Source organism: Nocardioides sp., assembly GCF_051876515.1.
In the GTDB taxonomy this organism is placed as follows: Bacteria; Actinomycetota; Actinomycetes; order Propionibacteriales; family Nocardioidaceae; genus Nocardioides.
Genome location: NZ_JBJEHY010000082.1, coordinates 1 through 13,875, shown reverse-complemented (window position 1 = coordinate 13,875; position 13,875 = coordinate 1). Strand labels below are relative to the sequence as shown.

15 protein-coding genes are annotated in these 13,875 nt (G+C 70.8%); 11 read left to right on the top strand and 4 right to left on the bottom strand.

All coding sequences use genetic code 11. The annotated features are described in order from the left end of the window. From ACI379_RS05695 to ACI379_RS05685, 3 genes are all read left to right on the top strand, one after another. On the top strand, positions 1 to 965 hold a 965-nt coding region (locus ACI379_RS05695; protein WP_439791106.1), incomplete at its 5' end, for a DUF58 domain-containing protein. Further along, complete coding sequence (locus ACI379_RS05690) at positions 962 to 1,459, top strand: helix-turn-helix transcriptional regulator (protein ID WP_439791105.1); 498 nt, start codon at positions 962 to 964, stop codon at positions 1,457 to 1,459. The genes ACI379_RS05695 and ACI379_RS05690, both read left to right, overlap by 4 nt. A 10-nt stretch (positions 1,460 to 1,469) precedes the next feature. After that, positions 1,470 to 1,919 carry a VOC family protein gene (locus ACI379_RS05685; RefSeq protein ID WP_439791104.1) on the top strand — a complete coding sequence of 150 codons (450 nt, stop codon included), beginning with the start codon at positions 1,470 to 1,472 and terminating at the stop codon, positions 1,917 to 1,919. A gap of 9 nt (positions 1,920 to 1,928) precedes the next feature. On the opposite strand, the gene ACI379_RS05680 is transcribed toward ACI379_RS05685, so the two are convergent. Continuing rightward, entirely contained in the window at positions 1,929 to 2,924 is a 996-nt protein-coding gene (locus tag ACI379_RS05680; protein ID WP_439791103.1) for a stage II sporulation protein M, read from the bottom strand. Positions 2,925 to 3,021: 97 nt separating this feature from the next. On the opposite strand from ACI379_RS05680, the gene ACI379_RS05675 reads away from it, so the two are divergent. Continuing rightward, complete coding sequence (locus ACI379_RS05675; protein ID WP_439791102.1) at positions 3,022 to 3,840, top strand: RDD family protein; 819 nt, start codon at positions 3,022 to 3,024, stop codon at positions 3,838 to 3,840. Here ACI379_RS05675 and trmB read toward each other — a convergent pair. Beyond that, complete coding sequence (gene trmB / locus ACI379_RS05670; protein WP_439791101.1) at positions 3,812 to 4,549, bottom strand: tRNA (guanosine(46)-N7)-methyltransferase TrmB; 738 nt, start codon at positions 4,547 to 4,549, stop codon at positions 3,812 to 3,814. The two genes, ACI379_RS05675 and trmB, sit on opposite strands and share 29 nt — an antisense overlap. Positions 4,550 to 4,629: 80 nt before the next feature. Here trmB and ACI379_RS05665 point away from each other — a divergent pair, with 80 nt between their 5' ends. Next, positions 4,630 to 5,112, top strand: coding sequence for a GNAT family N-acetyltransferase (locus ACI379_RS05665; protein ID WP_439791100.1), 483 nt, complete (start codon positions 4,630 to 4,632; stop codon positions 5,110 to 5,112). A gap of 332 nt (positions 5,113 to 5,444) precedes the next feature. Here ACI379_RS05665 and ACI379_RS05660 read toward each other — a convergent pair whose 3' ends face one another. After that, on the bottom strand, positions 5,445 to 6,830 hold the full coding sequence (locus ACI379_RS05660; protein ID WP_439791099.1) for an aspartate aminotransferase family protein: 1,386 nt from the start codon (positions 6,828 to 6,830) through the stop codon (positions 5,445 to 5,447). Continuing rightward, entirely contained in the window at positions 6,827 to 7,324 is a 498-nt protein-coding gene (locus ACI379_RS05655; protein WP_439791098.1) for an Lrp/AsnC family transcriptional regulator, read from the bottom strand. Before ACI379_RS05655 ends, ACI379_RS05660 begins: the two co-directional genes overlap by 4 nt. A gap of 173 nt (positions 7,325 to 7,497) precedes the next feature. Here ACI379_RS05655 and ACI379_RS05650 point away from each other — a divergent pair, with 173 nt between their 5' ends. The 6 genes from ACI379_RS05650 to ACI379_RS05625 all read left to right on the top strand — a co-directional run. Further along, on the top strand, positions 7,498 to 8,943 hold the full coding sequence (locus ACI379_RS05650) for a gamma-aminobutyraldehyde dehydrogenase (protein WP_439791097.1): 1,446 nt from the start codon (positions 7,498 to 7,500) through the stop codon (positions 8,941 to 8,943). A 73-nt stretch (positions 8,944 to 9,016) separates the two neighbouring features. Further along, positions 9,017 to 10,270: an extracellular solute-binding protein gene (locus tag ACI379_RS05645; protein ID WP_439791096.1), complete on the top strand. Its 1,254-nt coding sequence runs from the start codon at positions 9,017 to 9,019 to the stop codon at positions 10,268 to 10,270. Positions 10,271 to 10,273: 3 nt separating this feature from the next. After that, on the top strand, positions 10,274 to 11,383 hold the full coding sequence (locus ACI379_RS05640; RefSeq protein WP_439791095.1) for an ABC transporter ATP-binding protein: 1,110 nt from the start codon (positions 10,274 to 10,276) through the stop codon (positions 11,381 to 11,383). Continuing rightward, on the top strand, positions 11,380 to 12,306 hold the full coding sequence (locus ACI379_RS05635) for an ABC transporter permease (protein ID WP_439791094.1): 927 nt from the start codon (positions 11,380 to 11,382) through the stop codon (positions 12,304 to 12,306). The genes ACI379_RS05640 and ACI379_RS05635 overlap by 4 nt, the downstream gene beginning before the upstream one ends. A 1-nt stretch (position 12,307) precedes the next feature. Beyond that, positions 12,308 to 13,168, top strand: coding sequence for an ABC transporter permease (locus ACI379_RS05630; RefSeq protein WP_439791093.1), 861 nt, complete (start codon positions 12,308 to 12,310; stop codon positions 13,166 to 13,168). Further along, a partial coding sequence (locus tag ACI379_RS05625) for a saccharopine dehydrogenase family protein (RefSeq protein WP_439791092.1) occupies positions 13,168 to 13,875 on the top strand: 708 nt, incomplete at its 3' end. The genes ACI379_RS05630 and ACI379_RS05625, both read left to right, overlap by 1 nt.

Genomic DNA, 13,875 nt, shown 5'->3' with positions numbered 1-13,875 from the left:
CGGTGCTGCGCACCACCCTGGTCCCCCGGCGGCGCGGCGAGCTGCACGCCCTGGGCGTGACCGTCCGCGTCCGGGGTCCCCTCGGCTTCGCCGGACGCCAGTCCACGCTCGCGGCGCCCGGGGCGGTCCGGGTGCTCCCGGCGTTCCCCTCGCGGCGCCACCTGCCCTCGCGGATCGCGCGCCTGCGGGACCTCGACGGACGTACGGCGGTGCGGGTGCGCGGCCAGGGCACCGAGTTCGACTCGTTGCGCGAGTACGTGCGCGGTGACGACGTGCGGTCGATCGACTGGCGCGCCAGCGCCCGCAACCGGTCCGTCGTGGTGCGCACCTGGCAGCCAGAGCGGGACCGGCGGATCGTGATCGTGCTCGACACCGGACGGCTCCAGGCCGCCCGGGTCGGCGACGTCCCCCGCATGGACGCCTCCATGGACGCCGCCCTGCTGCTGGCCGCCCTGGCCGGCCGGGCCGGTGACCGCGTCGACTTCGTCGCCGGCGACCGCAGGGTGCGGGCCCGTCTGCGCACGAGCGGGCGCAGCACGGCCGCGCTGCAGGACCTGATGGCCGACATCGAGCCGGAGTTCGCCGAGCCCGACTGGAGCCGCCTGGCCGCGGCCGTCCAGGAGCTGGGGCGCCAGCGCTCCCTCCTGGTGCTGCTCACCCCGTTGGAGCCGGCAGCCGTGTACGAGGGTCTGCTGCCGGTGCTGCCCACGCTCGCCCGCCACCACCGGGTGCTGGTCGCCTCGGTGGCCGACCCGGCCCTGGGCGAGATGACGGCGATCGGCCCGGAGGCGAGCACCGCCGACACGTACGCCGCTGCCGCCGCCCACCAGGCCGTCGCTGAGCGGGACCACCTGGTTGGTGTGCTGTCGGGCATCGGCGTGGACGTCGTGGAGGAGGATCCCGAACACCTCCCGCCCGCGCTGGCCGACCGCTACCTCTCCCTCAAGGCACGTGGCCTGCTGTGACCCCACCCCGGCCCACGCACGAGGGACGTCGTACGGCGGCTCGTCGGCTCCGGGTCCCCGACGACGTGCTCGTCCACCTGCGGCGAGCCCGTGACCACATCGACGTCCACCACGCCGAGCCGATGGACCTGCCGGCGATGGCGTCGGTGGCCGGCATCTCGACCTTCCACTTCCAGCGCCTCTTCTCCGCGACGTACGGCGTCTCCCCCAGCGCCTACCTCTCGGCCCGTCGGGTCGCGCGGGCCCAGGACCTGCTGCGCACCACCAACCTGACCGTGACCGAGGTCTGCCACGGGGTGGGGTTCACCTCCCTGGGCTCGTTCTCGGCGCGGTTCACCGAGATCACCGGGGAGACCCCGAGCGCCTACCAGGCACGCTGGGCCCGGCAGGGAGCGCCGCGCATCCCGGGTTGCTGGGTCTTCATGGCCGGTCTGGCCGAACGCGCGAGGGACGTCGCAAACGAGGAGAAGCCGGCACGGCCCGGTACCGCCTAGCGTCGTCGGCATGATCACCAACGTGTCCCTCGTGTCCGTGTGGGTCTCCGACCTCGAGGAGTCCCTGACCTTCTACACCGACGTCCTCGGCTTCACCAAGGGCGACGACGTGCAGCTCGGCGACGACTTCCGCTGGCTCACCGTCGTCCACCCCTCCCAGCCCGAGCTGCACCTGCACCTCACCACGCCCGGACCGCCGCTCTCCGAGGACCTGCAGGCGGCCGTACGCACCTCCCAGGCCGCCGGCGGGATGCCGGGCGTCGGCCTCAACGTCGACGACTGCCGCGCCACCTACGCCGACCTGGTCGCCAAGGGCGTGGAGTTCATCCAGCCGCCCGAGGAGCGGCCGTACGGCGTCGAGGCGCTGATGCGCGACAACTCCGGCAACTGGCTGGTGCTCGTGGAGCCGCGCGAGTACTCCCCCGACGACTTCGACCCCGCCGACTTCATCGACGGCTGAACCCCAGGCTCAGGCCTGGGTGGCGACGCGGTCCTCCAGCAGGGCCGCGTCGACGTCGCCCGTCCACCCCTCGTGGACGGCGCGGCGGCCCAGGACGAAGACGTAGGCCAGGAACACCAGCTCGGCCAGCACCCCGATCCCCACCCGCGCCCACGTGGGCAGCGGCGAGGGGGTCACGAGGCCCTCGATGAGGCCGCTGACGAGCAGGACGGCGACCAGACCGAGAGCCACCGTGCCGGCGGTCCGCCCCTCGTGGGCCAGGGAGGCGCCGCGGGTGCGGGCCCCGGGCTCGATCCACGACCAGAACAGACGCAGCCCGACACCGGCGGCCACGAAGACGGCCGTGAGCTCGAGGATCCCGTGCGGGAGCAGCAGGCCCCAGAAGTGCTGGCCGTGGTCGTGGCGGTGCATGATCGAGCCGATGACCGCCAGGTTCGAGAGGTTCTGGAAGAGCAGGTAGAAGACCGGCAGCCCGAGCACCCCCATCGCCAGGCAGAGCGCGGTCACCCAGGCGTTGTTGATCCACACCTGGGCCGCGAAGTGACCGGCGGCGTACTCGGAGTAGTAGTTCTCGAAGTCGTGGTTGACGAGCTGGTCGACCTCCGCCGGGCTGAGCAGCGTCTGCTCCACCTGCGGGTGCTGCACGAGCCACCACATCATGATCCCGGTGACCACGACACTGCCGAGCGTCGTGGAGATCCACCACCAGCGCAGCCGGTACAGGGCGGCCGGGAACCGGTGGGTGAAGAAGGCGACGATGCCGCGCCAGGTGCCTCCGGACGGACGGGCCGCGCGCGTGCGGGCGGCGGACAGGACGGCGGACAGGTACGCCACCACCTGCGGGTCCGGGGCCTGCGAGCGCACCACGGACAGGTGCGTGGCGACCTGCTGGTAGCGCAGCACGAACTCGTCGCTCTCCGGTCCGGACAGGCGTCCGCGCCGGGTCAGCTGCTCCAGCCGCTCCCAGTCCTGGCGGTGCGCCTGCACGTACGCGTCGAGGTCCACGCGGGACACTCTAGGCAGTCGGCCCACGCCCCGGCGCCCCCTAGGATGGGCCCGGCGCCGCCCGGACGGGCCGGCAGCCGACGCGGGAGGGGAAGGCGTGCAGGACAGCTACGGGTCGCTGACCTCCGACGACGTCATCACCGGCGAGGCGGTCGCGCTCGACCTGCCCGCGGCCTCACTGGCCACCCGGGTCGTCTCGGGCGCCATCGACATGCTCGTCACCGGCGTGCTGGCGGTGATCGTCTTCTTCGTCTACTTCGGTGCCGCGCTGCCCACCGACGAGGCGCTCATGCACGTCGCCCTGGTCGGGGGCATGGTCACCGTGCTGCTCGTCTTCCCGACGGTGCTCGAGACCAGCACCCGGGGCCGCAGCATCGGCAAGATGGTGATGGGGCTGCGGACCGTACGGGAGGACGGCGGACCGATCAGCGCCCAGCACGCGTTCGTACGTGCCCTCCTGGCCGTCGTGGAGATCTACGCGTTCAGCGGGGTGCCCGCCTTCTTCACCGCGCTGCTCAACGAGAAGGGCAAGCGCCTGGGCGACCTCGCGGCCGGGACGTACGTCGTGCGCGACCGCGTACGGCTCACCCTTCCCGCGCCGATCGAGGTCCCCGGACCGCTGCGCGCCTGGGCGGCGCAGGCCGACATCGCGCCCCTGCCGACCGCGCTGGCGCTGCAGGTGCGGCAGTTCGTGCAGCGCGCCCACGGGTTGACGCCGTCCTCGCGGGTCACCGTGGGTCAGCGGCTCGCGGCGTCGGTGGCGCCGCTGGTCTCACCGCCACCTCCGCCGGGAACCCCGACGGAGGCGTTCCTGGCCGCCGTGATCGGCGAGCGCCGCCGGCGCGACCAGCTGCGGCTGCAGCGCGAGGCTGCCCTGCGGGCGCGGCTCAGCTCCGTACGTAGCGCAGGTCGGTGATCTGGCGGTCCTTGCTGAGGCCCTTGCGCTCGAACTTGGTGACCGGGCGCTCGTCCCAGCGCTCCACCTGACCGCCGGTGAGCTCCGGCGCGGCGTCGAGGACCTCGAGCATCTGCTCGGCGTACTCGGCCCAGTCGGTGGCCAGCCGCCACACCCCACCGGGGGCGAGGCGCTCGGCGACGAGGGAGGCGAACTCGGGGGTGACCAGGCGGCGCTTGTTGTGCTTCTTCTTGTGCCACGGGTCGGGGAAGAAGGTCCACAGCTCGGCCAGGCCGGCCGGAGCGACCACGTTGCGCAGGAACCAGACCGCGTCGACGGAGCAGAACCGCACGTTCTCGGTGCCCGCCTCGGCGCAGCGCCACAGGCTGTCCGCGACGCCGGGGACCCAGACCTCCAGGGCGAGCACGTTGACCTCGGGACGGGTGGCCGCCAGGGCGGCGGTGGCCTCGCCGACGCCGGAGCCGATCTCGATCACCAGCGGCGCCTCGCGCCCGAACCAGGTGGACAGGTCGAAGTCAGGGGCGTCGACGGCCTCGTCGGGGATGACCCACGCCTCGTGGTGCGCCTCCCAGGCCTCGGCCTGGCGCGGCGTGAACCGGCTGCCCCGGCGGGAGTACGACAGCACCTCCCGCATCCGGCGACCGTCCTCGGTCAGCTTGTGGTGCGGGCGGGCGGGGCGTACGGGCTCACCGGAAGGGCTGTGGGACACGACGGTCAAGCGTACGCGGGTGCGGCACCGTGCCCGAAACCTCGTTGCGGCGCCCTGCCGCCGGGACGCACGATGACGCCATGACCACCGTCGTGAGGGAGACCACCGCCGCCGACGGGGAGCTGCTGCGAGACGTGCGCCTGCGGGCCCTGGCCGACAGCCCGGACTCGTTCGGCTCCACGCTGGCCCGGGAGCGGGCCTTCGGTACGGCCGAGTGGGAGTCGCGGGCCGGCTCGGCGTTCCCGACGCTGCTCGCCCTGCGCGACGACGTGGCGGTGGCGATGGGCGGGGTGTACGTGCCCGAGGGCGAGGAGCCGCAGGTCTGGGGCATGTGGACCGACCCCGCGCACCGGGGCCACGGGACGGGCGCGGCGATCCTGGACCGGCTGCTGGCCTGGTGCGCGCGGCGGTCGCGCTCGGCCGTGCTGCACGTGACCGTCGGCAACGACGCGGCGCGCGCCCTGTACGTCTCCCGGGGTTTCGAACCCTCCGGCGTCGTCCTGCCGCTGCGTCCGGGGTCGGACCTCGTGGTGGAGGAGCTGCGCTGGGAGCCGGCTGGGTGAGAAGGCCCGGGGCTCGTGCTCGTGCGTGCGTCATGCGAACGCGGCGCCGCGGGACATCCGTCTTGCAAACGCGGCGCCGGGCCCCCGTACGTCAGACTCGCGCGTCATCGGGACCCTCTACGTCATGCAGATCCGCACGTGTAGGTGCGGGTACGCGTGACGCAGCGCCCCCGGGAGACGCGTACGTATGACGCAGAACCCCCACGAGGCGGGTACGCATGACGCACGCCTCCCACCCCGGGCCCACGGCGGGCCCCACCCCGAACACGGCCGTGGCCGGGACCCAACCCCGAGGTCCCGGCCACTCAGCCACGTCGTGCCACGTCGTGCGCTCACAGCCGCGCAGCGGCTCCCTCGAGGACCTGGCGCAGGCGCTGCTCGATGTCGTCGAACTCCGCCTCGCCGATGGTCAGCGGCGGCGCGAGCTGGATGACCGGGTCGCCGCGGTCGTCCGCGCGGCAGTACAGCCCCGCCTCCCACAGCGCGCCGGAGAGGTAGCCGCGCAGCAGGCGCTCGGACTCCTCCTCGTTGAAGGTCTCCTTGGTCGCGCGGTCCTTGACCAGCTCGATGCCGTAGAAGTAGCCGTGACCGCGCACGTCACCCACGATCGGGATGTCGAGCAGCCGCTCCAGGGCGGCGCGGAACTTCGGCCCCTTGTCCTTGACCCGGGCGCTGAGCCCCTCGCGCTCCATGATGTCGAGGTTGGCCATCGCCACGGCCGAGGAGACCGGGTGCCCACCGAAGGTGTAGCCGTGCGCGAACAGCGAGGTGCCGGACTTGAACGGCTCGAAGAGGCGGTCGCTGGCGATCATCGCGCCGATCGGGCTGTAGCCCGAGGTCAGGCCCTTGGCGCAGGTGATGATGTCGGGCTGGTAGCCGAACTCGGCCGCGCCGAACATCTCCCCCACCCGGCCGAACGCGCAGATGACCTCGTCGGAGACGAGCAGCACGTCGTACTCGTCGCAGATCTCGCGGACCCGCTGGAAGTACCCGGGCGGCGGCGGGAAGCAGCCGCCGGCGTTCTGCACCGGCTCCAGGAAGACGGCCGCGACCGTGTCGGGACCCTCGAACTCGATCGCCTCCGCGATGCGGTCCGCGGCCCAGCGGCCGTACGCCTCCGGGTCGTCACCGATGAAGTCGGGACGGCGGTAGTAGTTGGTGTTGGGCACCTTGTGCGCGCCCGGCACCAGCGGCTCGAACATCTCCTTCAGCGGCGGGATGCCGGTGATGGAGAGCGCGCCCTGCGGGGTGCCGTGGTAGGCGACCGCACGCGAGATGACCTTGTGCTTGCCCGGCTTGCCGGTCATCTTGAAGTACTGCTTGGCCAGCTTCCACGCCGACTCGACGGCCTCGCCGCCACCGGTGGTGAAGAAGACCCGGTTGAGGTCGCCGGGCGCCATCGTGGCGAGCCGGTCGGCCAGCTCCACGGCCTTGGGGTGCGCGAACGACCACAGCGGGAAGAAGGCGAGCTCCTTGGCCTGCTCGGCGGCGGCCGCGGCCAGCTCCTCACGTCCGTGACCGACCTGGACGACGAAGAGCCCGGCGAGTCCGTCGATGTACTCGCGGCCGTGGCTGTCGTAGATCTTGTGGCCCTCGCCGCGCACGATGATCGGCATCTCGCCGCCGTTCTCGTACGTGGAGTGGCGGGTGAAGTGGAGCCACAGGTGGTCGCGGCCCGCGCGCTGCAGGTCGGCGTCGGAAAGGTGGGCGTCGTTCATCGCGTTCCCCAGTTGTAGTGCTGCTTGTTGAGCTTCAGGTAGACGAAGGTCTCCGTGGTGAGCACCCCGGGGACCTCGCGGATCTGCCGGAGGATCTCCAGCAGGTGGTCGTCGTTCTCGCAGACCACCTCGACCAGGGCGTCGAAGCTCCCGGCGGTGGTCACGACGTAGTCGACCTCGGGCAGCTCGGCGATCCGGTCGCCGACGGCCCGCGGGTCGCCCTCGGAGCGGACGCCGATCATGGCCTGGCGCGCGAAGCCGACCTGGACCGGGTCGGTCACCGCGACGACCTGCATCACGTCGTTGTCCATGAGCTTCTGGACCCGGGCACGGGCGCCTGCCTCCGACAGGCCCACGGCCTTGGCGATGGTGGCGTACGAGGCCCGTCCGTCGACCTGGAGCAGCTCGATGATCCGCTTCGCGGTGGCGTCGAGGCGCGTGCCGCCGGACTCGGCTCGCAGCCCGCCCGCGGCACGGGTCGAGGTTTCGGTCATGGCCCCACTCTGATACTCAAACCGCACCGAATGCAACCCACCAGCACGGATTCCGCACTGATCTGCTGTAAAGATTGTGTTAACCGCAGATGTTTTTGACTCAGAGCACTGGTGCAGCCACCGGTGGGCGGCCTATCGTCCTCGTCACACGAACCGAGGCGAAGGAGTCGAACGTGTCCAGTCCACGTGTCCTGCGGAACTTCGTCGGAGGCGAGTACGTCGACTCGGCCAGCGACGCCACCACCGACATCGTCAACCCCTCCACGGGCGAGGTCGTCGCGAAGGCGCCGATCAGCACCGACGAGGAGGTCGACGCGGCGTACGTGGCCGCCGAGCAGGGGTTCGCGCAGTGGCGCCGGACCACGCCGGCCGAGCGCCAGAAGGCGCTGCTCGACTACGCCGACGCGCTGGAGGCGCACGCCGAGGAGTTCACCCGCCTCGAGGGCGAGAACACCGGCAAGCCCGACCACCTCACCGCCGTGGAGGAGGTGCCGGTCATGGTCGACCACTTCCGCTTCTTCGCCGGCGCCGCCCGCATCCTGGAGGGCAAGTCGGCCGGCGAGTACATGGCCGGCCACACCTCGTGGATCCGCCGCGAGCCGATCGGCGTCATCGGCCAGGTCACCCCCTGGAACTACCCGATGATGATGGCGACCTGGAAGATCGCGCCCGCCCTGGCCGCCGGCAACGCCGTGGTCCTCAAGCCCAGCGACACCACCCCCGAGACCACGCTGCTGATGGCCGAGCTGGCCGCCCCGTTCTTCCCCGCCGGCACCTTCAACGTGGTCACCGGCGACCGGCACACCGGCCGCGCCCTGGTCGAGCACGCCACCCCGGCGATGGTCGCGATCACCGGCTCCGTACGCGCCGGCGCCGAGGTCGCACTGTCGGCGGCACCGGCCATCAAGCGCGTCCACCTCGAGCTCGGCGGCAAGGCGCCCGTGGTGATCTTCGACGACGCCGACATCGAGTCCGCCGTCGAGACGATCGCGGGCGCCGGCTACTTCAACGCCGGTCAGGACTGCACGGCCGCCACCCGCGTGCTCGTGCAGGCCGGGATCGCCGAGGAGTTCACCGCCGCGCTGGCCGAGTACGCGTCGCGCAACGTCAAGGTCGGCATGCAGGACGACGCCGAGGCTGACTTCGGCCCGGTCAACAACGTCAACCAGCTCGAGCGGGTCACCGGCTTCATCGACCGGCTGCCGTCCCACGCGAGCGTGCGTGCCGGCGGCAACCGGGTCGGGGCCCTGGGCGCCGGCTTCTTCTTCGAGCCCACGGTCGTGTCCGGCCTGCGCCAGGACGACGAGGCGATCCAGCAGGAGATCTTCGGCCCCGTCATCACCGTGCAGACCTTCAGCGACGAGGCCGAGGCCGTGCGTTGGGCCAACGGCGTCGACTACGGCCTGGCCTCCTCGGTGTGGACCAAGGACTTCGGCCGCGCCATGCGGATGACCACCGAGCTCGACTTCGGCTGCGTCTGGGTCAACACCCACATCCCGTTCGTCTCGGAGATGCCGCACGGCGGCTACAAGAAGTCCGGCTACGGCAAGGACCTGTCGATGTACGGCTTCGAGGACTACACCCGCATCAAGCACGTGATGGCCAACATCGAGAGCTGATGGCCCCGGCGCCCGGGCAGCGGCCCGGGCGCCACCCCCGCCCCGTCGCTGACCCGAGAGCGAGACACCCCTGATGAATCCCCTGAGAGGCCGTCGCCGTCCGGCCAGCCCCGAGGCGCGCGCCATCATCCAGGCGTCCGGCGGAGCCCTGAGCCGCCGTGCCCTGCTCGGCACCGCAGGCGCTGTGGGCGCCGGCGTCGCGCTCGGCGCGTGCGCCCCGCCGAAGCCACCGGCCACCGGCGGGCTCGCCGCGCTGGACCTGCCCAAGGACGTGTCCGCGACCGACAAGGTCGTGAAGTGGGCCAACTGGACCGCGTACATGGACATCGACGAGGAGACCCAGAAGCACCCGACCCTGGAGGCGTTCACCAAGCGCACCGGGATCAAGGTCGAGTACTTCGAGGACATCGACGACAACGACACGTACTTCTCGAAGATCACCCCGCAGCTGCGGGCAGGGCAGAGCATCGACCGCGACATCTTCACCCCGACCGACTGGATGGCCGGCCGGGTGATCCGCGAGCAGCTGTGCCAGCCGCTCGACCTGATGAGCCTCCCGCACGTCGTGTCCAACATGCTCGACCCGCTGCGGCAGGTCTCCTTCGACCCCGGCCGCCGCCAGTCGGTGACCTGGCAGTCCGGCTTCGCCGGCATCGGCTACAACCGCAAGAAGGTGGGCCGCGAGCTCAAGTCGCTCGACGACCTGTGGACCGATGACCTCAAGGGCAAGGTCGTGGTGCTCTCGGAGTTCCGCGACACCATCGGCATCGTCATGCAGTCCCAGGGCGTCGACATCGAGTCCGACTGGGGCCGTACGGAGTTCGAGAACGCCGTCGAGTTCGTCGAGCAGAAGATCGACGAGGGCTACATCCGCCGGGTCAAGGGCAACGCCTACCTCGAAGACCTGGCCGCCGGCACCGCGTACGCCGGCATCACCTGGAGCGGCGACATCTTCACGCTGGCCTGGGACACCGGCGACGACGCGTGGACCTTCACGATCCCCGAGTCGGGCGGGACGCTGTGGAGCGACAACATGATGGTGCCGATCACCTCCAACCGGCAGGCCAACGCGCACAAGGTCATCGACTACTACTACGAGCCGGCCGTGGCGGCCGAGGTCGCCGCGTTCGTGAACTACGTGTGCCCGGTCAAGGGCGCGCAGGAGGAGATGATGAAGATCGACCCGGAGCTCGCCGAGAGCCCGTTCATCTTCCCCTCCGAGCAGTTCATCGCCGACAGCAACATCCAGGGCTTCCGTGCCCTGTCCGCCGACGACGACAGCGCCTTCGCGAAGCTGTGGTCCGACCGAGTGATCCTGGGGGGCTGACCCATGGCCGGATTCCGCGAAGCAACCGGTGACCTGAGGATCGAGTCGGTCACCAAGAAGTTCGGCGACTTCCTCGCCGTCGACGACCTGTCGCTGAGCGTGCCGCGGGGCTCGTTCTTCGCCCTCCTCGGCCCGTCCGGGTGCGGCAAGACGACGACCCTGCGCATGGTGGCCGGGCTCGAGCAGCCCACCACGGGCAAGGTCCTCATCGGCGACACCGACCTCACCGGCTCGCGTCCCTACGAGCGCCCCGTCAACACGGTCTTCCAGTCGTACGCGCTGTTCCCGCACCTCACCGTGCGCGACAACGTCGCCTTCGGGCCCAAGCGCCGCAAGGAGAAGAACGCGCTCGGCCTGGCCGACGACGCCCTCGAGCTGGTGCAGATGACCCGGTTCGCCGGGCGCAAGCCGACCCAGCTCTCGGGCGGCCAGCAGCAGCGCGTGGCGGTGGCCCGGGCCCTGGTGAACTCGCCCGAGGTGCTGCTGCTCGACGAGCCGCTCGGCGCCCTGGACCTCAAGCTGCGTCGCGAGATGCAGGTCGAGCTCAAGCGCATCCAGACCGAGGTCGGCCTCACCTTCATCCACGTCACCCACGACCAGGAGGAGGCCATGACCATGGCCGACACCGTCGCGGTGATGAACCAGGGGCGGATCGAGCAGATGGGCGAGCCGGTCGCGCTGTACGACCTGCCGAAGACACAGTTCGTGGCCAAGTTCGTGGGCCAGTCCAACATGGGGCGCGGCACCGTCCTGGGCAGCGACGGCGACTTCCTGCTCGCCGACGTGCTCGGCTCCAAGGTCAAGGTCCACCGCGACCGGACCGAGGTCACCGAGGGCGACTTCCTCTTCGGGGTCCGTCCCGAGAAGGTCAAGATCGCGCGCAGCGCACCGCCCGGCGACGGCGGCGGTGACCTGCGCGGCATCGTCAAGGACGTCTCCTTCCTCGGTGTGGCCACCAGCTACCTGATCGAGATGCCCTCGGGCACCGTGTGGAGCGTCTACGAGCAGAACCTCGACCTCGAGCCGCTCGACCTGCGGCCAGGCGACGAGTGCTGGATCTCCTGGGACCCCGGCCACGCCTTCGGTGTGCCGCTGGACGAGGAGGAGTCGTGAGCATCCTCGCCGCGGCCACGTCGCGTCCTGACCCCGCCGGCGAGACCGACCCCAACCAGGTGCTCGCGGGGGCGGAGGGGCGGCGCCCGTGGATGGCGTACCTGCTGCTGCTCCCCGGAGTCCTGTGGCTCGGGATCTTCTTCCTCTTCCCGCTGGCCCAGCTGGCTGCGGTCAGCCTGCAGTCGGGGTGGCCGGACTTCCCCGGCTACTACTACCGCGACCTCAACGTCGGAAACTACGTCGAGGCGCTGACCTCCTACGCCCCGCACTTCGGCCGCAGCTTCCTGTACGCCGGGGCCGCGACGCTGCTGGCGTTCCTGCTGGCCTACCCGCTGGCGTACGCGATGGCGTTCAAGGCGGGCCGCTGGCGGGGCCTGATGATGATCGGCGTCATCGCGCCGTTCTTCACCTCGTTCATCCTGCGCACCTTCGCCTGGTCACAGATCCTGGGCGACGAGTCGTGGGTCGTGGAGGCCCTCAACTTCCTGCACCTGCTGCCCGGCGACCGGCTGATCAACACGCCCCTGGCGGTGGTGGCCGGCCTGACGTACAACTTCCTGCCGTTCATGGTGCTGCCGATCTACGCCTCCCTCGAGCGCGCCGACCCGCGCGTCATCGAGGCCGGCGGCGACCTGTACGCCAACGGGCTCACGACGTTCCGCACGGTGACCCTGCCGATGTCGATGCCGGGCGTGCTCGCCGGCACCCTGCTGACCTTCATCCCGGCGGCCGGCGACTTCGTCAACATGGAGCTGCTCGGCCCCCAGAAGGGCACGATGGTCGGCAACGTCATCAACAACCAGTTCCTGGCCGTGCCGGGCGGTTACCCGATCGCCGCAGCGCTCTCCTTCACCCTGATGGCCGCGATCCTGGTCATGGTCTTCCTGTACGTGCGCCGCTTCGGCACCGAGGAGCTGGTGTGACATGACAACCACCGACGTGACCCGCTCGGCCGGCTACCGGCCCTCGGCGGCCAAGCGTGCCCAGCTGTGGCTGGGCAACCACTTCGTGATGATCTCGGCGCTGCTGGTGCTGGCGTACATGTTCCTGCCGATCCTGTACACCTTCATCTTCTCGTTCAACGACCACGGCAAGACCAACATCGTGTGGCAGGGCTTCACCCTCGACCACTGGAAGGACCCCTGCGGCGTCGCCGGGGCGTGCGAGTCGCTGGTCACCTCGCTGCAGATCGGCGCGATCTCGACGGTCGTCGCCACGGTGCTGGGCACGATGATGGCCCTGGCGATGGTGCGCTACCAGTTCCGCGGCAAGGCGGCCAGCAACCTGCTGGTCTTCGTACCGATGGCCACCCCCGAGATCGTGCTCGGCGCCTCGCTGCTGACGATCTTCGTGCAGGGGTTCACCCGCTTCGGCGTGCACCTGGGCTTCTGGACGATCACGGCCGCCCACATCATGTTCTGCCTGAGCTTCGTCGTGGTGGCCGTGCGCGCCCGGATCCAGTCGCTGGACCCGCGGATCGAGGAGGCCGCGCAGGACCTGTACGCCGGTCCTCAGGCCACCTTCTGGCGGGTCACGTTCCCGCTGATCCTGCCCGGTGTCCTGGGTGCGGCGATGCTGGCGTTCTCGCTGTCCTTCGACGACTTCATCATCACCAACTTCGTCTCCGGCAACGAGTCGACGTTCCCGAAGTTCGTCTACGTCTCCGCCAAGCGAGGCATCCCCGCCGAGGCCAACGTCATCGGCATCTCCATGTTCGTGATCGCGATCGCGCTCGTCGTGGGCGGCACCCTGCTCGCCTCGCTGCGCGCCAAGAAGGGCTCCTGATGTCCGAACCCACGTCCCTGCGGGTGCTCATGGTCGGTGCTGGCGGCGTCGGCGACGCGGCCGCACGGATCGCCGCCGAGCGCGGCTTCTTCAGCGCGTGGGTGGTCGCCGACCACGACATGTCCCGGGCCGAGAGGACCGTCTCCGCGGTCCGCGAGCGGCACCCGGGCGAGGAGCGGTTCAGCGCCGCCCGGGTGGACGCCTCCGACGCGGCCGCCGTGGAGGCGCTGGCCCGCGAGGTGGGTGCCACGCACGTGTTCAACGCGGTCGACCCGCGCTTCGTGATGCCGCTCTTCGAGGGCGCGTACGCGGCCGGCGCCGACTACCTGGACATGGCGATGAGCCTGTCCCACCCGCACCCCACCGAGCCGTACGCGCAGGTGGGGGTCAAGCTCGGTGACGAGCAGTTCGCGGCGTCGACGACCTGGGAGGAGGCCGGACGCCTGGCGCTGGTCGGGATCGGCGTCGAGCCGGGCCTGTCCAACGTGTTCGCGCGGTACGCCGCCGACGAGCTGTTCGACCACATCGACGAGCTGGGCACCCGCGACGGAGCCAACCTGGTGGTCCGCGACGAGGACAGCAACGAGATCTTCGCGCCCGGCTTCTCGATCTGGACCGTCATCGAGGAGTGCCTCAACCCACCGGTGGTGTGTGAGCGCGCCCGCGCGGACCGCGACGGCGCGTACGACCTCGAGGCCGGCTTCTTC

What these genes read in the sequence shown, in the direction of transcription:
- ACI379_RS05685 (WP_439791104.1), top strand. Translation starts at nt 1,470, where the DNA reads ATGATCACCAACGTGTCCCTCGTGTCCGTGTGGGTCTCCGACCTCGAG.
- ACI379_RS05665 (WP_439791100.1), top strand. Translation starts at nt 4,630, where the DNA reads ATGACCACCGTCGTGAGGGAGACCACCGCCGCCGACGGGGAGCTGCTG.
- ACI379_RS05660 (WP_439791099.1), bottom strand. Translation starts at nt 6,830, where the DNA reads ATGAACGACGCCCACCTTTCCGACGCCGACCTGCAGCGCGCGGGCCGC.
- ACI379_RS05655 (WP_439791098.1), bottom strand. Translation starts at nt 7,324, where the DNA reads ATGACCGAAACCTCGACCCGTGCCGCGGGCGGGCTGCGAGCCGAGTCC.
- ACI379_RS05645 (WP_439791096.1), top strand. Translation starts at nt 9,017, where the DNA reads ATGAATCCCCTGAGAGGCCGTCGCCGTCCGGCCAGCCCCGAGGCGCGC.
- ACI379_RS05640 (WP_439791095.1), top strand. Translation starts at nt 10,274, where the DNA reads ATGGCCGGATTCCGCGAAGCAACCGGTGACCTGAGGATCGAGTCGGTC.
- ACI379_RS05630 (WP_439791093.1), top strand. Translation starts at nt 12,308, where the DNA reads ATGACAACCACCGACGTGACCCGCTCGGCCGGCTACCGGCCCTCGGCG.